General features: G+C 70.9%; 18 protein-coding genes. 5 read left to right on the forward strand and 13 right to left on the reverse strand.

The genetic code is table 11. The annotated features are described in order from the left end of the window. Positions 1-10: 10 nt before the first annotated feature. Together acnA and KIS93_RS19090 are read right to left on the reverse strand one after the other, a co-directional pair. A complete protein-coding gene (acnA, locus tag KIS93_RS19085) occupies positions 11-2,749 on the reverse strand; it encodes an aconitate hydratase AcnA (protein WP_222107547.1) in 2,739 nt (912 codons plus the stop codon). Between the two features lie 139 nt (positions 2,750-2,888). Beyond that, on the reverse strand, positions 2,889-3,617 hold the full coding sequence (locus KIS93_RS19090) for a metal-dependent hydrolase (protein WP_080036321.1): 729 nt from the start codon (positions 3,615-3,617) through the stop codon (positions 2,889-2,891). 301 nt (positions 3,618-3,918) lie between these two features. Here KIS93_RS19090 and KIS93_RS19095 point away from each other — a divergent pair, with 301 nt between their 5' ends. From KIS93_RS19095 to KIS93_RS19105, 3 genes are all read left to right on the forward strand, one after another. Further along, positions 3,919-4,677 carry a PadR family transcriptional regulator gene (locus KIS93_RS19095; RefSeq protein ID WP_155126339.1) on the forward strand — a complete coding sequence of 253 codons (759 nt, stop codon included), beginning with the start codon at positions 3,919-3,921 and terminating at the stop codon, positions 4,675-4,677. Between the two features lie 57 nt (positions 4,678-4,734). Continuing rightward, on the forward strand, positions 4,735-5,250 hold the full coding sequence (locus KIS93_RS19100) for a DUF1707 SHOCT-like domain-containing protein (protein WP_186404316.1): 516 nt from the start codon (positions 4,735-4,737) through the stop codon (positions 5,248-5,250). A gap of 91 nt (positions 5,251-5,341) precedes the next feature. Beyond that, positions 5,342-6,022, forward strand: coding sequence for a DUF6879 family protein (locus KIS93_RS19105; RefSeq protein WP_080036318.1), 681 nt, complete (start codon positions 5,342-5,344; stop codon positions 6,020-6,022). On the opposite strand, the gene KIS93_RS19110 is transcribed toward KIS93_RS19105, so the two are convergent. From KIS93_RS19110 to KIS93_RS19135, 6 genes are all read right to left on the reverse strand, one after another. Then, a complete protein-coding gene (locus KIS93_RS19110) occupies positions 6,012-8,348 on the reverse strand; it encodes a glycoside hydrolase family 2 protein (protein WP_080036317.1) in 2,337 nt (778 codons plus the stop codon). The two genes, KIS93_RS19105 and KIS93_RS19110, sit on opposite strands and share 11 nt — an antisense overlap. Before the next feature lie 10 nt (positions 8,349-8,358). After that, positions 8,359-9,234, reverse strand: coding sequence for an ABC transporter ATP-binding protein (locus KIS93_RS19115; RefSeq protein ID WP_080036316.1), 876 nt, complete (start codon positions 9,232-9,234; stop codon positions 8,359-8,361). Then, complete coding sequence (locus tag KIS93_RS19120; RefSeq protein WP_080036315.1) at positions 9,234-10,175, reverse strand: ABC transporter ATP-binding protein; 942 nt, start codon at positions 10,173-10,175, stop codon at positions 9,234-9,236. The genes KIS93_RS19115 and KIS93_RS19120 overlap by 1 nt, the downstream gene beginning before the upstream one ends. Continuing rightward, a complete protein-coding gene (locus KIS93_RS19125) occupies positions 10,172-11,056 on the reverse strand; it encodes an ABC transporter permease (RefSeq protein ID WP_080036314.1) in 885 nt (294 codons plus the stop codon). The genes KIS93_RS19120 and KIS93_RS19125 overlap by 4 nt, the downstream gene beginning before the upstream one ends. Further along, positions 11,053-12,048 carry an ABC transporter permease gene (locus tag KIS93_RS19130; protein ID WP_080036313.1) on the reverse strand — a complete coding sequence of 332 codons (996 nt, stop codon included), beginning with the start codon at positions 12,046-12,048 and terminating at the stop codon, positions 11,053-11,055. The genes KIS93_RS19125 and KIS93_RS19130 overlap by 4 nt, the downstream gene beginning before the upstream one ends. 79 nt (positions 12,049-12,127) lie before the next feature. After that, the gene (locus tag KIS93_RS19135; RefSeq protein WP_080036312.1) at positions 12,128-13,885 is read right to left on the reverse strand and encodes an ABC transporter substrate-binding protein; all 1,758 of its coding nucleotides are present in this window, start codon (positions 13,883-13,885) and stop codon (positions 12,128-12,130) included. A 366-nt stretch (positions 13,886-14,251) separates the two neighbouring features. Between KIS93_RS19135 and KIS93_RS19140 the strand changes: the two genes are divergently transcribed. Continuing rightward, a complete protein-coding gene (locus tag KIS93_RS19140) occupies positions 14,252-14,704 on the forward strand; it encodes a lamin tail domain-containing protein (RefSeq protein ID WP_080036311.1) in 453 nt (150 codons plus the stop codon). A gap of 44 nt (positions 14,705-14,748) precedes the next feature. On the opposite strand, the gene KIS93_RS19145 is transcribed toward KIS93_RS19140, so the two are convergent. The 5 genes from KIS93_RS19145 to KIS93_RS19165 form a co-directional block, all read right to left on the reverse strand. After that, positions 14,749-15,312, reverse strand: coding sequence for a calcium-binding protein (locus KIS93_RS19145; RefSeq protein WP_155126336.1), 564 nt, complete (start codon positions 15,310-15,312; stop codon positions 14,749-14,751). Between the two features lie 122 nt (positions 15,313-15,434). Next, complete coding sequence (locus tag KIS93_RS19150) at positions 15,435-16,034, reverse strand: response regulator transcription factor (RefSeq protein WP_080036309.1); 600 nt, start codon at positions 16,032-16,034, stop codon at positions 15,435-15,437. Then, positions 16,031-17,140 (reverse strand): sensor histidine kinase, encoded by a 1,110-nt coding sequence (locus KIS93_RS19155; RefSeq protein ID WP_155126333.1) that lies wholly within the window; start codon positions 17,138-17,140, stop codon positions 16,031-16,033. Before KIS93_RS19155 ends, KIS93_RS19150 begins: the two co-directional genes overlap by 4 nt. Further along, positions 17,137-18,252 (reverse strand): sensor histidine kinase, encoded by a 1,116-nt coding sequence (locus KIS93_RS19160; RefSeq protein ID WP_080036307.1) that lies wholly within the window; start codon positions 18,250-18,252, stop codon positions 17,137-17,139. Before KIS93_RS19160 ends, KIS93_RS19155 begins: the two co-directional genes overlap by 4 nt. A 51-nt stretch (positions 18,253-18,303) precedes the next feature. Beyond that, positions 18,304-19,494, reverse strand: a complete 1,191-nt coding sequence (locus KIS93_RS19165; RefSeq protein ID WP_155126330.1) for a glycoside hydrolase family 18 protein — start codon at positions 19,492-19,494, stop codon at positions 18,304-18,306. 120 nt (positions 19,495-19,614) lie between these two features. Between KIS93_RS19165 and KIS93_RS19170 the strand changes: the two genes are divergently transcribed. Then, positions 19,615-20,529, forward strand: a complete 915-nt coding sequence (locus KIS93_RS19170) for an LLM class F420-dependent oxidoreductase (protein ID WP_080036305.1) — start codon at positions 19,615-19,617, stop codon at positions 20,527-20,529. Positions 20,530-20,633 lie beyond the last annotated feature (104 nt).

Consider the following 20,633-nt stretch of genomic DNA (forward strand, 5'->3'; position numbering starts at 1 on the left):
AAGTCTCAGCTCACTTGGCCAGGAGCGAGCGCAGCACGTACTGCATGATGCCGCCGTGCCGGTAGTAGTCGGCCTCGCCGGGCGTGTCGATGCGGACGACCGCGTCGAACTCGACATCGCCGGCCTTGACGTGCACGGTCCGCGGGATGCCGGTGCCCTTGTTGAGCTCTTCGACGCCCGTGATGTCGAACGTCTCCTCGCCCGTCAGGCCCAGCGCCTCGGCCGAGGCGCCCTCGGGGAACTGCAGCGGCAGCACGCCCATGCCGATGAGGTTGGAGCGGTGGATGCGCTCGTAGGACTCGGCGATGACGGCGCGCACGCCGAGCAGCGCGGTGCCCTTGGCGGCCCAGTCGCGCGAGGAGCCGGAGCCGTACTCCTTGCCGGCCAGCACGACCAGCGGGGTGCCGGCCGCGGCGTAGTTGACGGAGGCGTCGTAGATGAACGTCACGGGCGCGTCGGGCTGGGTGAAGTCGCGGGTGTAGCCGCCTTCGGTGCCGGGCGCGATCTGGTTGCGCAGGCGGATGTTGGCGAACGTGCCGCGGATCATCACCTCGTGGTTGCCGCGCCGCGAGCCGTAGGAGTTGAAGTCCTTGACCTCGACGCCGTTGGCCTGGAGGTACTGGGCGGCGGGGGTGCCGGGCTTGATGGAGCCGGCGGGCGAGATGTGGTCGGTGGTGACGGAGTCGCCGACCTTGACCAGGACGCGGGCGCCGTGGATGTCGGTGACAGGCTCGGGCTTCTCCGGCATGCCGTCGAAGTAGGGCGCCTTGCGCACGTAGGTGCTGTCGGGGTCCCATTCGAAGGTGTCGCCGGTGGGGATCGGCAGCGAGCGCCAGTGGTCGTCGCCCTTGAACACGTCGGCGTAGTCGCGCTCGAACATGTCGCGGCCGATCGAGGAGTTGACCACCGCAGCGATCTCCTCCGGCGAGGGCCAGATGTCGCGCAGGTAGACGGGCTTGCCGTCGTTGCCGAGGCCGAGCGGCTCGGTGTCGAGGTCGAGGTCCATGGTGCCGGCCAGGGCGTAGGCGACCACGAGCGGCGGCGAGGCCAGGTAGTTCATCTTGACGTCGGGGTTGATCCGGCCCTCGAAGTTGCGGTTGCCGGACAGGACCGCGGTGACGGCGAGGTCGTTGGCCTGGATGGCCTCGGAGATCTCCGGGAGGAGCGGGCCCGAGTTGCCGATGCAGGTGGTGCAGCCGTAGCCGACGAGGTTGAAGCCGATCTTGTCGAGGTACGGCTGGAGGCCGGAGCGCTCGAAGTAGCCGGTGACGACCTGCGAGCCGGGGGCCAGCGAGGTCTTCACCCACGGCTTGCGGGTCAGGCCCTTCTCGACGGCGTTGCGGGCGAGCAGGGCCGCGCCGAGCATGACGTACGGGTTGGAGGTGTTGGTGCACGAGGTGATCGCGGCGATGGAGACGATGCCGTGGTCGATCTCGAAGGTGGTGCCGTCGGCCAGCGTGACGGGCACCGGCTTGTGCGGCCGGCCGCCGTTGGCGCCGGCGTTGGAGGCGGGCGCGTCGGAGGCCGGGAAGGTCTCCTCGACGGCCTCGTCGACGCCGTCGCTCACGTAGTTCTGGACGTCGTGCCGCCAGGTGGCCTTGGCCTGCGACAGGACGATGCGGTCTTGGGGCCGCTTGGGGCCGGCGATCGACGGGACGACGGTGCCGAGGTCGAGCTCGATGTACTCGGAGAACTCGGGCTCGGGCGCCGACGGGTCGAGCCAGAGGCCCTGGGCCTTGGCGTACGCCTCGACGAGGGCGATCTGCTCCTCGGAGCGGCCGGTCAGGCGCAGGTAGTCGACGGTCTGGCCGTCGATGGGGAAGATCGCGCAGGTGGAGCCGAACTCGGGGCTCATGTTGCCGATCGTGGCCCGGTCGGCGAGCGGCACGGAGGAGACGCCCTCGCCGTAGAACTCGACGAACTTGCCGACGACGCCGTGCTTGCGCAGGATCTCGGTGATGGTGAGCACCAGGTCGGTGGCGGTGGCGCCGGCGGGCAGCTTGCCGCTGAGCTTGAAGCCGACCACGCGCGGGATGAGCATGGAGATCGGCTGGCCGAGCATCGCGGCCTCGGCCTCGATGCCGCCGACGCCCCAGCCGAGGACGCCGATGCCGTTCTCCATGGTGGTGTGGGAGTCGGTGCCGACGCAGGTGTCGGGGTAGGCCTTGCCGTCGCGGGTCATGACGACGCGGGCCAGGTGCTCGATGTTGACCTGGTGCACGATGCCGGTGCCGGGCGGCACGACCTTGAACTCGTCGAAGGCGGTCTGGCCCCAGCGCAGGAACTGGTAGCGCTCGCGGTTGCGCTCGTACTCGCGCTCGACGTTGCGCTGGAAGGCGTCGGGGTGGCCGAAGTAGTCGACGATGACCGAGTGGTCGATGACCATCTCGGCGGGCGCGAGCGGGTTGATCCGCGCGGGGTCGCCGCCGAGGTCGCGGACGGCCTCGCGCATGGTGGCCAGGTCGACCACGCAGGGCACGCCGGTGAAGTCCTGCATGATGACGCGGGCGGGCGTGAACTGGATCTCCACGCTCGGGGCCGCGTTCGGGTCCCACTCGCCCAGCGCACGGATGTGGTCGGCGGTGATGTTGGCGCCGTCCTCGGTGCGGAGGAGGTTCTCCAGCAGGATCTTCAGGCTGTACGGGAGGCGCGCGGAGCCCTCGACGGCGTCCAGCCGGAAGATCTCATATGACGCGTCGCCGACGCGGAGCGTGTCACGGCTGCCGAAGCTGTTCGCGGACACGGTGATTCGCCTCCTCCATAGACAGGTGTTCAGACAGAATCCTGCCGCACTGCGGGACCAGCCAGCACGTTAGGTAACCCTAACCACCTGGCCCGGCAGCAGGTGTCTCGACGTCAAGATATATCCAGAATATCTCGACATCAAGTTAAACCGGCGCCAGCCGCCAGAACAGCAACCCGATGATCGCCACCGACAGGATCGGCGCCAGGATCTTCTGCTCGAACTTCTTGCCCGTCTTGATGCCGATCTTCCACGGCAGCACGAACTTGGCCCCCAAAGGCCACAGCACCGGGCAGCCCCGCTCGGTCATGCAGTCGCCGACCACGTGGATGAAGCAGCCGACCGCCACGGCGAGCCCCAGCCAGGCGTATCCCACGTCGAGCGACATGAAGACGGCGTACAGCCCGGCGGTCATGCCGATGTTGACCATCATGGAGCCGATCTTGTTGCCCGGGATGCCGACGCCGATGGCGCGCAGGGCGAGCCCGATGAGCAGCACGACCATGATGTCGCGGCCGATCGGATAGGTCGTGGCCAGCCAGTGCGCCCCGAACCCGAGCGCCACCGCGAACGCCAGCGAGTGCGTGGCCCCGCGGTGGCCGCCGCTGATCCAGGAGACGAGCTTGCTCAGCGCCCACGTGATCGGCCCGAAGGTCTGGGCGATCGTGGCGCTGGGATGGTCGAGGTCGGGCAGCATCGCGGCGCCCGCGCAGATGATGGCCCCGGCGATCAGCTCGGCGGGGCTGAGCGCGGTGGCCATGATCCCCGTCTCGATGAAGCGGGAGGACTCGTTCAGCAGCGGCAGTGCCGCCAAGGGCGGAGCCAGCCCCAGCCAGGCGATGGCCCCGGTCATCGCGTGCGTGTGCCCCATCATGATCGGGACCCTACGGCAAAGAAGTCCTTTACGCGCCGAGGCATGCCGCGCGGCCACCGGGACAGGCCGGGAAAGTGCCCGCAAACGCAGACGAGGTCGTCTCCGCGGCGACAGCACCCCCCAGCCCTGCCGACGCGGAACGACCTCGTCTGCTGTGAATAACGACGCCCCTCCCGATCCTGTTCCCGGATTCCGCAACTTTTTCGTGATCTGGCTCACTCCCGCCCCACGCTTGCGAACGACACACTATCGATATATCTTTGACGCATCGAGAACAGATCGCGATATAGGAGGAAATCTCATGACGCACCACTTCGCAGCCAGCGGGCCAGGACCGTGGCCCGGCATGCACGAGTACAAGCGCGCGCTGCGCGAGACGCTCCACTCCATGACCGACGCCTTCGAGCACATGGGCGAGCAGTTCGGCGGGCGCGGGCGGGAGCGCGGCGGCGACCGGGGCGGCCCGCACGACCGGCGACATCGGGGCCGGAGGGGCGGGCCGGGCCCGTTCCCGTTCGACTTCGGGCGCGGCGGCCCGTTCGGCGGCCCCGGAGGGCCGTGGGGCGGCGGCCACCGCGGCTGGGGCGGGCGCGGCCGCAAGGCCAAGCGGGGCGACGTCCGCGCCGCGATCCTGGCCCTGCTCGCCGAGGAGCCGCGCAACGGCTACCAGATCATCCAGGAGATCGCCGAGCGCAGCGAGGGCGGCTGGAAGCCCAGCCCCGGCGCCGTCTACCCGGCGCTGCAGCAGCTCACCGACGAGGGCCTGGTCATCTCCGAGGAGAACGAGGGCCGCAAGACCTTCCGCCTCACCGAGGAGGGCCGCAACTACATCGAGGCGCACGCCGACGAGGTCCGCGCCCCGTGGGACGAGATGCGGCCCGACATCGACGACAACACCGCCGATCTCTGGCACATCGCCCGCCAGTCGGCCTTCGCGATGATGCAGGTTCTCCAGACCGGAAACGACGCACAAATCCGCGAAGCGCGTAAGACTCTGGTTGAGACCCGGCGCAAGCTGTACCAGATCCTGGCCGACGGCGACGAACCGGGCGAGGAGTGATCCATGGCCGGCGTCGCACCCGACGGTCGCCGGTTCGGGGAGAGTGAGGAGCCTGGCATGGACCGCAACGATCTCCGCATCGGCGACGCCGAGCGCGAGCACACGATGGCCGCCCTGCGCGAGCACTTCGCGCAGGGCCGCCTCACCCACGAGGAGCTCGACGAGCGCCTCGACCGCACCCTGCACGCCAAGACGGCCCGCGACCTCGCCCAGGTGACGGCCGACCTGCCGGGGGCGGGGCCGGCCTTCGAGGAGCCCGCCTCGCCGTACGGGATGGGCGACTGGCACGCCGCCATGCACGCGCAGCGGGCGCAGATGCAGGCGATGCGGCACGGGCAGCGGGCCCAGATGCACGCCATGCGCCACGCGCAGCGCGAGATGCACCGGGCCGCCTGGATGGCCAGGAGGCACGGGCACCGCCGCGGGCCGCACCCGATCCTGCCCTTCCTGGGCCTGCTGATGGTGATCGGCCTGATCGCGGGCGGCTTCGGGATCTTCAAGGTGCTGTTCGTGATCTGGCTGGGCGCGATGGTGTTCAGCCTGGTGCACCGGCGCTTCCACTACCGCGGCTGAGGGCCCCGCCCTGATCGTTTTTGGGCCTTGACCCCGTCAGGGGCTCATTTGATGATCTGGGGCGGGTCCTCGACGCGAAAGGGAAATCCGCATGGCCGAGCAGGGCACTCCGGTCCGTCTGTCGAATCCGTTCGCCGCCGTCGCGGGAGCCGGCGGCGTCGTCATGGACGTGCCGGAGTACCAAGCCGGGTTCGACCGCGACCACGCGGCCTGCACCGAGCCGATGTGGAAGCTGGAGCGCGCCCAGACCTTCTACGAGCCCGACGTGGCGAGCTGGCGGGCCATGATGGACGGCGACTGGGAGCGGTCGCTGGCCCTGATCGACGACCTGGCCGCGCCACTGGCCGACTACTTCCGCCGCTGCCAGCCCGTCAGACGCTTACGCGTGGTCGAGCTGCCGGTGACCCCGTACCTGCAGTGGGAGATGCACATCCTGGCGCTGCGCGCCGAGGCGGGCTCCCCCTGCCGGGTGGTGCCCGCCGCGCGCGTGGCCGACCTCGACCCGCTGCCCGAGCTGGTGATCTTCTCCCCGTCCCTGATGTACGAGGTCCTGTACGACGAGTACGGCGGCGGGCGCGGCGGCCGCCGGATCACCGATCGCGCGGTGGTCGAGCCCTGCCTGGACGCCGTCCGCGACCTGTTCGGCGAGGGCGAGGACGTCCGCGACTTCCACCGGCGCGAGATCGTGCCGCTGCCGCCGCCGGTGATCACCGACGAGATGCGGGCCGCGCTGCCCGCCTACGCGCACCGTACCGAGGAGTTCAGGTTCTGACCTCCTCGTTGAGGCATCTCAGGACCGGGAAGCGGGTCAGCGCGGCCGGGTCCAGCTCGCGCGCGGTGCGTACCTCGAAGACGGCGCTCTCGCCGGGCAGCAGCGTGACGAGCTGGTCGTCCACACTCGCGTCGGGGTCGAGCCGGTCGGGGAAGAGCGCCAGCTCGCGCAGCACGCTCGCCGCGGTGACCGTCACCCGGTAGCCGCCGGGCACGCGCTCCGCGTGGGCGTCGCAGGCGGCCGGCGGGTAGGCGACGGCGGTGTCCTCGGCGTAGCCACGCACCGTGGCCGCCCCGTCCAGCCGGGCGGTCAGCAGCTCGCGGGCGGGGTCGTCGGGGGTGGCCACCGAAGGCGGGAGCGCCACCCTGAGCACCGAGCGGGGCGCGGCGTGCACGGCGACGACCTCCTTGGCCAGCGGCCGGCCGTCGAGGCCGCGGCGTTCCAGGCGCAGCTCGCCCGTCCACGGCTCGCCGGTGTCGTTGACCAGGGCCGCCTCGCCGTCCTGGATCGTGATGAGCCGGTCGGCGTAGGCGCGGCGCAGCGCGTACCAGAGGGGTTTGCGCCGCCCGTCGCCGTCGACCGCCGACCACGACGTGACCGGCCAGCAGTCGTTGAGCTGCCAGACGATCGTGCCCATGCAGTGCGGCATGAGCGCCCTGAACCGCTCGATCCCGAACGCCATCGCGCGGGCCTGGTTGAGCTGCGTCAGGTAGTGCCAGTCGTCGAACGTCTCCGGCCGGGGCAGGTGGTCGCCGAGGCCGCGCAGCAGCTTGTCCTGCCCGTCCACGGCCTTCTGGTGGGAGGAGCCGGGGGTGAGCGGGTCGTCGGAGGAGGCGCGGCGCAGCGTGGCGTAGGCGGGCGGCCCCTGGAAGCCGAACTCGGCCACGAACCGGGGCCGGTAGGCGGCGTAGCGGAGGTAGTCCTCGCGGTTCCAGACGTCCCAGATGTGGATCGTGCCGCGGGCCGGGTCGTTCGGGGGCAGGTCGGGCGCGCCGGAGTAGGGGCTGCCCGGCCAGTACGGGCGGGTCGGGTCCAGCTCGGCCACGATCGACGGCAGCAGGTCGTGGTAGTAGCCCGCGCCCCAGCTACGGCCCGCGAGCTTGTCCTGCCAGCCCCAGTCGGCGTGGCCCTCCAGGTTCTCGTTGTTGCCGCACCACAGGACGAGGCTGGGGTGGGCGGCCAGCCGGGCGACGTGCTGCCTGGCCTCGGCCTCGACCTCGGAGCGCAGCGGCTCCTCCTCGGGGTAGGCGGCGCAGGCGAACGGGAAGTCCTGCCACACCAGCAGGCCGAGCTCGTCGGCCAGGGAGTAGAAGTCCTCCGACTCGTACAGGCCGCCGCCCCACACCCGCAGCAGGTTCACCCCGGCGGCGGTGGCCTGCGCGAACCGCTCGGCCAGGCGCTCCCGGGTGACGCGGGAGGGGAAGCAGTCGTCGGGGATCCAGTTGACGCCCCTGACGAACACGGGCACGCCGTTGATGATGATCCTGAACGCGTCGCGGTCCAGCTCGACGTCCCTGAAGCCGATCCGGCCGCGCCACTCCTGCTCCCCCAGCCGCACGGCCAGGTCGTAGAGCGGCTGCTCGCCGTGGCCGCGCGGCCACCACAGCTCGGGATCGGGGACGCGCAGCTCCACCACGCCCGCCTGCCCGTCCAGGCGCCGCTCGGCGGTGACGCCCCCGACGGTGACCACGATGGGCTCCTCGCTGGGGCGATCCAGCCGTACGTGCACCCGCACGTGCCCGTCGGCGCGGGCGAGCGGGCGCACCTCGGCCAGCCGGGCGCCCGACCAGCTCTCCAGCCCGATCGGCCGCCAGATGCCCGCCGTCACCAGGGTCGGGCCCCAGTCCCAGCCGAAGTTGCAGGCCATCTTGCGGATGAACGGGTACGGCTCGTCGTAGGCGCCGGGCCGCTCCCCCAGCTCCGCCCGCCGCGCCTCGGCGTAGGCGTAGGCCGAGGCGAAGCGCACGACGAGCTCGTTGGCGCCCTCGCGCAGCAGGTGGCGGACCGGGAAGCGGTAGGAGCGGTGCTGGTTGGCGGTCTCGCCGATCAGGACGCCGTTCAGCGTCACCGCCGCGACCGTGTCCAGGCCCTCGCACACCAGGTCGGTGTGCTCGTGCCCGTCCGGCTCCCAGGTGAACGAGGTGCGGTAGGTCCAGTCCGTACGGCCGATCCAGGCCAGCCGGTGCTCGTTGTCGTCCAGGTACGGATCCCCGATCGCCCCGGCCGCCAGCAGGTCGGTGTGCACGCAGCCCGGCACGCTCGCGGGGATCTCCCCCGTGCGCTCCGACGACAGGATCCAGCCGCTGTGCAGCGGACGGTGGTTCAAGAAGCTCTCCTCAACAGGTCTCGAGCCGGGCGCACGCGACGAAGTGCCCCGGCGTGGCCTCGTACAGGCCGCCGGAGCCGCCCTTGCGGTGGTACAGGCAGGTCTCGACGGGCACGGCGTCGTCCCAGGGCTCGTGCAGGCGCGGCACGGCCGACAGCAGCTCGCGCGTGTACGGATGCAGCGGATCGCCGAACACCGACCCGGTCGGCCCCATCTCCACGACGCCGCCCTTGCGCAGCACCACCGTGCGCTCGGCGAGGTAGTTGCCCAGCGACAGGTCGTGCGTGATGTAGAGCACGCTCAGGCCCCTGGCCTTCAGCTCAGCCAGCAGGTTGAGCACGTCGATGCGGGTGGAGGCGTCGAGCATGCTGGTGATCTCGTCGGCGACCAGCAGCTTGATGTCGAGCAGCAGCGCGCGGGCGATGAGCAGGCGCTGGAGCTGGCCGCCGCTGAGCTGGTGCGGGTACTTGCCGAGCACCTGCCCGGGGTTGAGCCGCACGTCGCGCAGGGCCGCCTCGACCCGCTCGGCCCACTGCGGCGCCGGCACCGACGCGTGGTACGTCTCCTTGATCATGGCGAAGACCCGGTCGGCCTTGAACACGGGGTTGAAGGAGCTGAACGGGTCCTGGAAGATGCCCTGGACGCGGCGGTAGTACTCCTTGCCCGGCTTGACCGGCAGGCCGTCGAAGGTGATCGAGCCGCTGGTGACCGGGTTCAGGCCGAGGATCATCCGGCCGATGGTGCTCTTGCCGCTGCCGCTCTCGCCGATCAGCGAGACGACCTCGCCCGGCACGACCTCGAAGGTCACGCCCTTGACGGCCGCGACGCGCCTGCCGCCGAAGGCGCCGACCCGGAATTCCTTGGTGACGTCGTGGAGCTTCAGCATCAGGCCTTCCAGCAGGCTACGTGGTGGTCGGGGGCGAGCTCGGCCACCGGCGGCTCCTCGGCGCACTGCTCGCCCGCGATCGGGCAGCGGTCGCGGAAGCGGCAGCCGGTGGGCGGGTTCAGCAGCGACGGCGGGCTGCCGGCGATGCCTTCCAGCCGGCGGTCGGCGTAGCGGACGCCGACCTCGGGCAGGGAGTCGAGCAGCAGCTTCGTGTACGGGTGCCGGGGCGCCTTGACGATCACGTCGGCGGGGGCCTTCTCGGCCAGCTTGCCCGCGTACATGACCATGATCGTGTCGGCGATGTGGTGGGTGAGCGCCAGGTCGTGGGTGACGAAGATCATGCTCTTGACGTAGCCGCTCTCGCGGAAGCCGAGCAGCGCGCGGGCCACCGCCTTCTGCGTGGAGACGTCGAGCGCGGAGGTGACCTCGTCGGCGATCAGCAGCGACGGGTCCAGCAGCGTGGAGATGACCATCACCATGCGCTGCTTCATCCCGCCCGACAGCTCGATCGGGTAGCGGTCGAGCACCTCGCGCGGCAGGCCGACCTGGGACATGCGGCGTTCGAGCTCTTCGAGGTCCGGGGTCGCGCCGCGCGAGCGCAGCAGCTCGGTGATCATCCGGCGGAGCTTGCGGGTGGGGTTGAGCGCGCTCATGGCGTACTGCGGGATGAGGGACACCTCGCGGAAGCGGACCTCGTTCATCGCGCGGTCGTCGCCGATGGGCAGCTCGCGGCCGTCGAGCACGACCGTGCCGCCCACGTGGCGCATGCGGCCGTCCATGCGGATGAGCGACTTGCCCAGCGTGCTCTTGCCGCAGCCCGACTCGCCGACCAGGCCCAGGATCTCGCCGTCGCGCAGCCCGAACGTCATGCCGTCGAGCGCGCGCACGTCCCCCTTGAGCGTCCTGTAGTACACCTTCAGCTCGCTGACCTGCAGACTCATGTCTCCCTCAGTTTCGGGTTGAAGACCTCGTCGAGCCCGACGTTGGCCACGTACAGGGCGCCCACGATGGCCGTGATGGCCGCGCCGGGCGGCACGAACCACCACCACAGGCCGAGCTGGAGCGCGCTCCACTGGTTGGCGTTCTGCAACATCAGGCCCAGCGAGACGCCCTCGGTGGGGCCGAGCCCGATGAAGTCGAGCGAAGAGGCGATCAGCACCGCGCCGCCGAACAGCAGGATGAACGTCATGAACAGGTAGGAGCTCATGTTCGGCGCGATCTCCTTGGCGATGATCCGCCCGGTGCCCGCGCCGCTCATCCTGGCCAGGTCCACGAACTCCCTCGTCCGCAGCGAGAACGTCTGCGCCCTGATCGCCCGCGCCGCCCACGGCCACTGCGTCAGCCCGATGAACAGGCCCTGCACGGCCACGCTGCGGATGCCCAGGTAGGCGTTGATGATCAGCAGCACGGCGAGCGTGGGGATGACCAGGATGACGTTGGTCAGCATGTTGAGGATCTCGTCCACGATCCCGCCCCGGTAGCCGGCGACGAACCCGACGACCATGCCGATGACCGCCGCGATGCCGCCGCCGATCACGCCGACCGCGAACGTGCTGCGCAGCCCGTGCACGAACTGCAGGAACACGTCCTGGCCGAACGTGGTGGTGCCGAACCAGTGCTCGGCCGACGGCGGGGTCATGGGCTTGGGGCCGTACTCGTTGGGCGCGCCCCCGAACAGCACGGGGCCGAGCAACCCCAGCAGGAGCAGCACGAGCACGATGCCGAAGCCGGCCATCAGCTTGCCGTTGCGCACCGCGAAGTAGAGCGCCTCGCGCCGGACGCCGGCCGGCTCCCGCGGCGCGACTTCCTGGAGTGTCGTCATGCCTGCGCACCCGCCATTCCCGCCCTGGTCCGCGGATCGACCACGACGTAGACGATGTCGATGATGAAGTTGGCGATCAGCACGCCGAGCACGATGAACAGGAACGTGCCCTGCAGCAGGAAGAAGTCCTTGTTCTGGATGGCCTTGAGGATGAGGCTGCCCAGGCCCGGATAGGCGAAGACGATCTCGGTGACCAGCGCGCCCGCCACCAGCACGCCCAGTTGCAGGGCCAGGCCGGTGATCTGGGGCAGCACGGCGTTGCGGAAGGCGTAGCGGCGGATCAGCCGGCTCGGCGCGCCCAGCGCCGACAGGTAGTTGGAGTAGTCCGACTCCAGCTCATAGATGATCATGTTGCGCATGCCGATCGCCCAGCCGCCCAGCGCCACCAGGAACAACGACAGGAACGGCAGCGTCCAGTGGTGCAGCAGGTCGAGCAGGAACGCCCCCGACCAGTTCGGGCGCATCGAGAAGCTGTAGCCGCCGGCCACCGGGAACCAGCCGAGTATCACGCCGAACGCCCAGGCCAGCAGCACGGCCAGCCACATGTACGGCATCGCGGTCAGCACGTAGCCCACCGGCAGCACGGTGTTGTCGAGCAGCTTGCGCCGGGCCGCGTACGCGCCGAACTGGTTGCCCACCACCCAGCTCAGCAGCACCGACGGGACGATCAGCGCCAGCGTGTACGGCACCGCCGTGGTGATCACGTCGCTGACCGGCGTCGGGAACAGCCAGATGCTGACCCCGAAGTCCCCCCGCAGCAGCGCGCCCCAGAAGTTGAGGTACTGCTGCCACAGCGGCTGGTCGAGCCCGAACAGGCTGGTGTAGTAGGCCCGCATGGCCTCCACGGCCTCGGGCTTGGTGACGTTGGCCCGCGCGACCATGCTGGCGACCGGGTCGCCCGGCATGAAGCGCGGGATCATCCAGTTGACCGTGACGGCGACGAAGAAGGTCAGTCCGTAGATGAGCAGTTTCCTACCGAAATAACGACGCACGTGTGTTGTCTCCGTGGAGGTCCCCCCGCCCCGGGGATACGCGGGGCGGAGGGATCGGGGGGTTGGTCCGGCCGGCTCGTCAGGAGGCCGCGGGCTGGAGCTGGGTGAGCGTCTCGAAGCCGCCGAGCTCGAGCCAGTTGCGCCACATCACGGCGCCGGTCTTCGGCGCGCTGCCGGCCGCGGCCGGCCAGTTCTTCCACACGGCGGTGCTCGACTGCGCCCAGAGGCCGTTGTACCAGAGCGGGATCACCGGCAGGTCGTCGAGATGGATCTGCTGGAGCTGGGAGATGATCTTCTGCATGCCCGCCGTGTCGTCGGTCTTGACCTGGTCGAGCTGCTGGACGAGCTCCCACGCCTTCTTGTTCTCGTAGCGGGCGAAGTTGACCGTGTTCTGCTGTTTCTGCACGGGGAGCTGGAACATGTACTCGTAGTAGGTGTACGGCGAGTTCGACAGCTGCCGCTCGTTGTTGATGAGCAGGTCGAAGTCGCCCTTGGCACGCCGCTCGACCAGCGCGTTGAAGTCGGGGAAGTCGGGCGTGATCTGGATGCCGGCGCTCTTCGCGCTGGCGGAGATCGACCGGGCCGACTCCATCCAGTCGGTCCAGCCCGACGGCACGATCAGCGACAGGCTGATCTTGGAGCCGTCCTTGTTCTCCACGAACCCGTCGCCGTCGGTGTCCTTGTACCCGGCGTCGGCCAGCAGCTTCTTGGCCTTGGCGGGGTCGAAGGCGAAGCCCTTGGCGGAGACCACGCCCTGGTCCACGTACTTGTCCCACTGCGGCAGCAGGCCGGTGGGGCTGGCGGCCTTGACGAGGTTGCCGTACACGCCCTCGACGATCTTCTTGACGTCCACGGAGGAGGCCAGCGCCTTGCGGAAGGCCGGGTCGTCCATCGGCTTCTTGGTGGTGTTGGGCACCAGCCACGCCGTGTTGGCCGACAGCATGTACGGGGGCTCGTTGTAGTACGTCGTCAGCCCGAAGTTGCCCTTGACCAGGTTGGCCACGCCGGGCAGGAAGTTGTTGCTGAGGTCCAGCCCCTTCTGCAGCAGCATGCCCATCGCGACCTCGTTGCTCGGGGTGGCGATGTCGACGATGTAGCGCGGCTTGGGCTCCATGTTCAGCGCCGTCTTGCCCCACCAGTCGTCGCGCCGCTGCAGGACCACGCGGTCCTGGTCCTTGCTCAGGAACTTGTACGCGCCCGTGCCCACCGGGTTCTCGTTGGTCCCGTCGAGCACCTCCTTCTCCGAGCGGCCCTTCCAGATGTGCTCGGGCACGATGGAGCGGCTGTAGAGGTTGAAGTCCCACTGCTGGTAGTTGGCCTTGGAGAAGGTGAACTTCACGGTCTGGTCGTCGACCGCCTCGACGCTCTTCAGCCAGTCCCACAGGTGGTGGTACGGGATGGTCTCCATCTTGCCGAGCTCGAAGGAGAAGACGACGTCCTTGGCGGTGAAGGGCTGGCCGTCGGCCCACTTGATCCCCTGGCGCAGCTTGACCTGGTACGTGGTGTCGTCGGTCCAGGAGCCGCTCTCGGCCAGCCAGCCGTTGAGCTTGGCCGCGTTGGGGTCGTAGTGGAACAGGGTCTCGTACACCAGGCCCTTGGTGCCGACCGCGGAGTCCCACTCCCTGATCGGGTTGAAGTTCGGCGGCGGGCCCCACTGGGTGCCGGTGGTGTAGAGCGTCTCGTTGCGCGGAAGCTGGTCGGGGTTGGCGCTGGCCGCCGCACCCTGGCTCTGCGGCTGGGAGGCCGGCGGGGTCGGCGTGGCTCCGCCGCCGGAGCAGGCCGCGGCGAGCAGGCCCGCCGCCACGAGCGGAATCATGATCCGAGCCCGGTTACGCATCGCTTCTCTCCTTCCTCCGCGCCCGGCGCGGAGGCTACGTACGCCTGTCAGACCCCCGATGGACCGGCCTTCCTGGGAGCGCTCCCAGAGCTGAGCGGAAACGTTCACCCCGTGCAGGCCGATGAAGGGATGCACTCTTGAGTAGACGGCAGACCGCGAAGAATCTGCTGAACCGGATAAGTACCGCGAACGTAAATTCCGCGTGTCCGCACAGTCAAGAGCCGTGACGCTTTCGATACGTCGCCCTGCGAGCGCTCTCAGCAGCTCCGGGGCTATCCGGTTCAGCCCCTGGCACGTGCCAACCTGGAGCCCTTGTCCCCCGTCCTCTTTCCGTCACATTCGCCACATACGTGAAGGAACTCGACGGTGAGACTCGCCTCCACGCTCGCGGCCCTGCTCGCCACCGCCGCGACGCTCGGCACGGCCCTGCCCGCCCAGGCCGCCGCCCCCGCCCTCCAGATCGTGAAGATCTCCTACGACTCGCCGGGGGCGGACCGGCGCTCCAACAGCTCGCTGAACGCCGAGTACATCATCCTGCTCAACACCACCGGCAAGGCCGTCGCCCTCGAAGGGTGGAGCGTGCGGGACAAGACCGGCTACACCTACGAGTTCGGCGCCGACGTGCTGCTGGGCGCCAAGAAGCGGATCACGCTGCGCACCGGGCAGGGCTCCGACGGGAGCGGCAGCGTGTACTGGAACCGCAAGCAGTACGTCTGGAACAACGACCAGGACACCGCTTACGTGCTCAACCGCAGTGGCAAGCTCGTCGACTCCTGCTCCTACAAGGCCCGCAGCACCTCGGCCTCCGTCACCTGCTGAATGCGAACGGCGCTCCCGGCGATCCCGGGAGCGCCGCCTCGGGATCACTCGCAGAGCGTGACGGTCTCCGCGTCGCACTTGTCGGTGCCGTCGCCGCCGTTCGCGCTGTCGAGGCCGTCGCCGCCGATCAGCACGTCGTCGCCCGCCAGGCCCGCGAGCCGGTCGTCGCCCGCCTCACCGGCCGCCAGGTCCGTGGCCGTCCCGCCGACGAACTGGTCCGCGCCCGCGCCGAGGACGACCCTCGACCGCAGTGTGGTCCGGTTGACCAGCGTGTCGTCGCCGGCGCCCGTGTCGGCCACGATGGTGGTGACGCCGTCGGCGTCGCAGACCGACACGTTCTTGGCGCTCGCCACGCAACCGGCGCCGGGGAACAGCAGGCCGCCGTCGTTCCTGACCACCAGCCTGCCGCCCACCTGGGTCACCGTGATGCCGTCGTCGGCGCCGTCCGCCGTGATCCGCAGCAGCGGCGCCGACACGCTCACGTCGGCGGCGGCGTGGGCCGGCCCCGCGACGACGAACAGCGAGGCCGCCACGGCGGCGCCCGCCGTCAGCGCGCGCACCCCGTGCCGGCGCAGCACGGTGGCTCTCGACCGTCGTTCCGTACTCATCTTTCCCCCTCGGATGTCAGGCCGCCGCGATCGGCGGCCGAAGATGAGTACAGCTCGGGGCGGGCGGGAGCTCAGTGCCGGAACGGACAGGCGTTCTGTGCGGTAGTGCCTGGTCGGTCAGATCAGAGCCAGCCCATCCGCTGCGCCGTGCGGATGGCCTCCAGCCGGTTTTGAGCGTTGAGCTTGGTCATGGCGCTGGACAGGTAGTTGCGTACGGTGCCCTCGGTCAGGTGCAGCTCACCGGCGATCCTGGAGATCGTGGCACCCTCCGCCGCCAGGCGCAGCGCGTCACGCTCGCGCTCGGTCAGTGGGCTGTCGCCGGCCGCCATCGCCGCCGCCGCCAGCTCCGCGTCGAGGTAACGCCCGCCGGCCTGGACCTTGCGGATGGCCATCGCCAGCTCCTCAGCCGAGGCGTCCTTGCCGAGGAAGCCGCTGACGCCCGCCGCCATCGCCCTGCGCAGGTAGCCGGGGCGGCCGAGGCTGGTCAGGATGACGATCTTGCACTGGGAGCTGATCTGCTCGGCCGCGCTCAGCCCGTCGATGCCGGGCATCTCGATGTCGAGCACGGCCACGTCCGGCCGGTGCTCGGCCACCGCGGCCACCACCTCGTCGCCCCTGCCCACCTGGGCGACGACCTCGATGCCGTCCTCCAGGTCGAGCAGCGCCGCGATGGCGCCGCGGATCAGGTGCTCGTCGTCGGCCAGCAGCACGCGGGTCGTCATGCGGGCACCGCCGCCCGCAGCAGGTACCGGCCGCCGGGCACGGGCTCGGCCTGAAGGGTGCCGCCCGCGGCGCGGACCCGCTGGGCGAGCCCCGCCAGACCGATCGGCGCGTGCTCGCCGACCGGCCCGCTGACCCCGTCGTTGGACATCTCCAGCACCCCGTTCTCGATCGTGATCGTGCAGCGTTCGGCCTTGCTGTGCTTGAGCACGTTGGTCGCGCCCTCGCGGACGACGGTGGCCAGCAGCGTCCTGGTCTCCGGCGGCAGCGAGCCCGTGTCGGCCCGCACCGTGCACCGCACGTCGGCCGCCTCCAGCACCGCCCGGACGCTGGCCAGCACCTCGTCGAGGTCGGTCGCGCGATAGTTCTGGACCACGGTGCGCACCTCGCGCAGCGAGCGCCTGGCCAGGTCGCGCACCTCGAACATCTCGGCCGCCGCCGCCTGCGCGTCGCGGCCCAGCGTGTGCTCGGCGTGCTCGGTCCGCGCCGCGACGTCGGCCAGGCTCTGCCCCAGCAGGTCGTTGAGGTCGCGGGCGAAGCGCAGCCGCTCCTCCGACACCGCCAGCCTGGCCAGCGCCTCCTCCCCGTCGTACGCCTCCTTGGCCAGCCGCCACAGCACCAGGTTCGCCCAGACCCCGCCGACGCTGATCGCCGTGAGCACGAACAGCACCGGGATCAGCGCGAAGACCACGTAGCCGGCCAGCCAGCCGGTCCACAGGCTCGCCGCCACGATCGAGGCGACGGACACGAGGGCGGCGGTGCGCTTGCGGACGAAGGCGGCCAGCAGCCCGAGCCACGTCGGCAGCAGCCACACCAGCGCGAACGCCGACCCCAGGAGCGTGATCGCGCCCGTGATCACCAGGATGGCGGTGGGCCGCCCGCCCCCTCGCACCGCGATGCCGAACGGCCGCAGGGCCAGCACGATGAAGACCGCGACGAGCACGGCCCCGGTCGCGACGAACGGCCACGGCACGCCCGCCTGCCAGCGCGCGTACAGGTCGATGAAGCCGAAAAGGGCGAACAGCACGATGATGTCGGTGCAGTAGATGATCAGCCAGCCGACCTTGGTCAGCTTCGACGCGTTACGCACCCGGTCGAACACCTTCACGCCGGCACCACCGCCCGCAGCAGGAACTCCCCGCCCGCCGTGGCCCCGGCGGAGAACGAGCCGCCCGCCGTCACCAGCCGCTCCGACAGGCCCCGCAGGCCGCTGCCGGGCGTCTCCTGCCGCCCCGTCACGCCGTCGTTGACCATCTCCAGCACGCCCCCGTCGATCCTGATCGCGCACCTCGTGGCCGTGCTGTGCTTGAGGATGTTCGTGCCGCCCTCGCGCACCGCCCACGCCAGCAGCGTCCTGGCCGCGTGGGACAGCTCGTCGGTCCTGGCCTCGATCGAGCAGCTCACCCCCGTCGCCGCCAGCGCGGCCCGCACCCGCTCCAGCTCCTCGTCCAGGTCGAGCAGCTGGTAGCCGTGCACCGCCTGCTGCACCTCGAACAGCGACTCGCCGGCCAGCTCGCGCACCGCGGCCATCTCGGCGGCGGCCCGCCCCGCGTCCTTCGTCGCCAGCTTGGCGGCCAGCTCGCTCTTCAGCGAGATGACCGACAGGCTGCGGCCCAGCAGGTCGTGCAGGTCACGGGCGAACCGCACGCGCTCTTCCGCCACGGCCAGCCGCGCCCTGGCCTCGCGGCTCTTGTGCGCGTCCCTGATCACCCACCAGAGCCAGCGCCACACCAGCATGGTCGCGATCAGCGCCAGCGACGTGAACGTCTCGGCCAGCAGGAAGCCCGGCAACGACGTGCCCGTCGTCGGCACGACGTACGCGGTGGTCAGCCCGACCACGAGCACGCCCAGCAGGGCCGTGCCCCACAACGGCAGATAGAGGGCGGCCAGCGACAGCCAGACCGCCGCGACGTCGATGTAATGGAAGCGCGGCTCGCCGCTCTCCGGCACGAGCACGACCAGCGCCACCGCGAGCACCCCCATGACCAGCAGCTTCGGGGTGGGCTTCGCACGGTGCTCGTACGCGTCGCGCATCACGAACGGGGCCAGCGCGAAGCAGGCCGTCAGCAGCGCCATGACGGCCACCGTGCGGGCGACCGGGATCGCGCGCTCCACCGCGTCGGTGACGAAGAAGATGCCGAACATGACGAACATGAGCCCGATGGAGGCGTCCATCCAGTGCACGAGGATCCTGCGCGCGGTTTCCGGCCGCGTCGCCATACGTCCTCCCCCTGCTGACGGAAACCTTCCCCGGTCAGCGGAATCCTATATTCAGGGAGAGCCGCGCCAAAGAATGCGCGATACGTGCGGATCTGGGATGACTCCGCGCAGTGACAGCCAGGCCAGGCCGTGGCGGGCGGCGTACCCGGCCAGGGTGCGGGCGTCGTGCGCGCTCAGGTCGCCCGCGCCCGCCAGCACCGGCGTCAGCGCGAGACGCCGCCACGCCGCGCCGGGCTCCGCCAGGCGCTGGGCGCGCGCCACCTGCCCGGCCGCGGCCCGCATCGACGCCGCCACCAGGCCCAGGCGGGCGCCTCGCGTGCCGCGCGGTTCGAGCGGCGCCAGCAGGTTGACGGTGCCCACCTCGGCGCCCGCCTCCTGGGTGGCCCGCAACATGGCGACGTCGCCGGGCGCCAGCCCGTCGCGCCGCAGCCGCAGCGTGAAGCTCACCTTCAGCCGCCGTACGCGCTGCAGCGCGTGGATGGCCCGCGCGCGGCGCAGCACCGCCGCCCGGTCGGCGCTGTCGCGCACCTCGAAGTCGACGGCGGCGGCGTCGAACGCGCCCACCACCCGGCGGTAGGCGGCGGCCAGGCCGCCGGGCTTCGTGCAGGTCGCGGCCAGCTCCTGCCCGCCCGGCCCGCCGAACACGGGCGCGACCTCGCCGCCCAGCGCCCGAAGCTCGCCGATCCGGCCCGCCACCGGGTTCCTGGCCGGGTCGAGCAGCCCGCCACGGCCACGGTCACCCGGCTCGGCGGGCCCTTCCGGCACGCGAGCGCCGGTGCGGTCGTCTCCGGGCTCGGAGTGAGTCGTTCGGTCGTCTTCCGGGTCGCCCAGGTGACCGTCTTCCGGGTCGGGCGGGTGGTCGGCTTCCGGGTCGGGTGTGTGGTCGGCGGTGAGGGTCCAGTCCGCGTGCTGGGGGCCGCTCCACCTGGGCGAGCAGCCGTCGCCGCCCGCGACCAGGTGGCCGAGCGCGTACCGGCGCACCCCCGTGCGGCGGGCCTGCGCGGGCAGGTCGAACGCGGGCTCGCGAGCGGTGTCCACGAACCGCACGAACCCGGCGGCCCGCTCCGGTAAGGGCGTCGGCACGGGCGTGGCGGACGGGCGCGCGGCCGGCGGGCGCGGCGGCGGCGCGGCGTCCGCCGGCAGCAGGCGCACCGCCGCGGCGGTGCCGGCGGCGAGCGCGAGCGCCCCGAGAACGGCTAGCGGGCGCGGGAGCAGACCCGGCTCCCTGTTGTGCCGAGGCATGGGCCACCCCGAGTGTCCGGTCGGCTACGTACGGCTCTGGCGGACGAACGTTAGCAAGCCCGCCCGGCGCGGCGCGGGCCTTTTCCGGTACGCGTCCGTTGTGTGCGGATAATGTGGACCATGAAGCTGAGGATCTTCACCGAGCCCCAGCAGGGCGCGACCTACGACGACCTGCTCGCCGTCGCCCAGGCCACCGAACGGCTGGGTTTCGACGCTTTCTTCCGGTCCGACCACTACCGGCGCATCGGCCCCGGTGACCAGGGCCCAGGCTCGACCGACGCGTGGATCACGCTTGCCGGGCTGGCCAGGGAGACCTCGCGGATCAGGCTGGGCACGCTGGTCTCGCCGGCCACGTTCCGGCTGCCGGGGCCGCTGGCGATCAGCGTGGCTCAGGTCGACCAGATGAGCGGCGGACGGGTGGAGCTGGGCTTCGGCACCGGCTGGTTCGACGCCGAGCACTCGGCGTACGGCATCCCGTTCCCGCCGGTGAACGAGCGCTTCGGCCGGTTCGAGGAGCAGCTGGAGATCCTGACCGGGTTGTGGACGGCGAAGGACACCTACTCCTTCGAGGGCAGCTACTACCGGCTGGCCGACTCCCCCGCGTTGCCCAAGCCCGCCCAGCAGCCGCGGCCGCCGGTGATCATCGGTGGCGTCGGGGCCAAGCGCACGCCTCGCCTGGCGGCCACGTACGCCGACGAGTACAACGTGCCGTTCCACCAGCCGGCCGACACCGGTGCGGCGTTCGACCGGGTGCGGGCGGCGTGCGAGGCGACCGGCCGTACCGTGCGGCTGTCGGCGGCCCAGACCACCGTGGTGGGCAAGGACCGCGCGGAGGTCGAGCGGCGCGCCACCGCCATCGGCGAGGACCCCGACCGGCTGCGCGAGACGGGGCTGGCGGGCACGCCGGCCGAGGTGCTGGAGAAGATCGGGACGTTCGCCGAGCTGGGCGCCGAGCGGCTCTACCTGCAGATCCTCGACCTCGGCGACCTGGAGCACCTGGAGCTGATCGCGGCCGAGGTCCTGCCGCACGTCTGACGACCGCGGCGGGCCGTCGCGCCCGGGTGATCGGCGGGCGTGATCGGCCCGGTGTCCGTCCCGGGTGATCGGCGCCGGTGATCGGCGCAGGTGATCGGCGCGGT

It is taken from the genome of [Actinomadura] parvosata subsp. kistnae (genome assembly GCF_900323885.1).
In the GTDB taxonomy this organism is placed as follows: Bacteria; Actinomycetota; Actinomycetes; order Streptosporangiales; family Streptosporangiaceae; genus Nonomuraea; species Nonomuraea composti.

Excerpts from the sequence above, each read along its gene's own strand:
- KIS93_RS19165 (WP_155126330.1), bottom strand. The coding sequence starts at position 19,494 with ATGCCTCGGCACAACAGGGAGCCGGGTCTGCTCCCGCGCCCGCTAGCC.
- KIS93_RS19105 (WP_080036318.1), top strand. The coding sequence starts at position 5,342 with ATGGCCGAGCAGGGCACTCCGGTCCGTCTGTCGAATCCGTTCGCCGCC.
- KIS93_RS19125 (WP_080036314.1), bottom strand. The coding sequence starts at position 11,056 with ATGACGACACTCCAGGAAGTCGCGCCGCGGGAGCCGGCCGGCGTCCGG.
- KIS93_RS19170 (WP_080036305.1), top strand. The coding sequence starts at position 19,615 with ATGAAGCTGAGGATCTTCACCGAGCCCCAGCAGGGCGCGACCTACGAC.
- KIS93_RS19115 (WP_080036316.1), bottom strand. The coding sequence starts at position 9,234 with ATGCTGAAGCTCCACGACGTCACCAAGGAATTCCGGGTCGGCGCCTTC.
- KIS93_RS19160 (WP_080036307.1), bottom strand. The coding sequence starts at position 18,252 with ATGGCGACGCGGCCGGAAACCGCGCGCAGGATCCTCGTGCACTGGATG.
- KIS93_RS19135 (WP_080036312.1), bottom strand. The coding sequence starts at position 13,885 with ATGCGTAACCGGGCTCGGATCATGATTCCGCTCGTGGCGGCGGGCCTG.
- KIS93_RS19150 (WP_080036309.1), bottom strand. The coding sequence starts at position 16,034 with ATGACGACCCGCGTGCTGCTGGCCGACGACGAGCACCTGATCCGCGGC.
- KIS93_RS19090 (WP_080036321.1), bottom strand. The coding sequence starts at position 3,617 with ATGATGGGGCACACGCACGCGATGACCGGGGCCATCGCCTGGCTGGGG.
- KIS93_RS19120 (WP_080036315.1), bottom strand. The coding sequence starts at position 10,175 with ATGAGTCTGCAGGTCAGCGAGCTGAAGGTGTACTACAGGACGCTCAAG.
- KIS93_RS19095 (WP_155126339.1), top strand. The coding sequence starts at position 3,919 with ATGACGCACCACTTCGCAGCCAGCGGGCCAGGACCGTGGCCCGGCATG.
- KIS93_RS19100 (WP_186404316.1), top strand. The coding sequence starts at position 4,735 with ATGGACCGCAACGATCTCCGCATCGGCGACGCCGAGCGCGAGCACACG.
- KIS93_RS19145 (WP_155126336.1), bottom strand. The coding sequence starts at position 15,312 with ATGAGTACGGAACGACGGTCGAGAGCCACCGTGCTGCGCCGGCACGGG.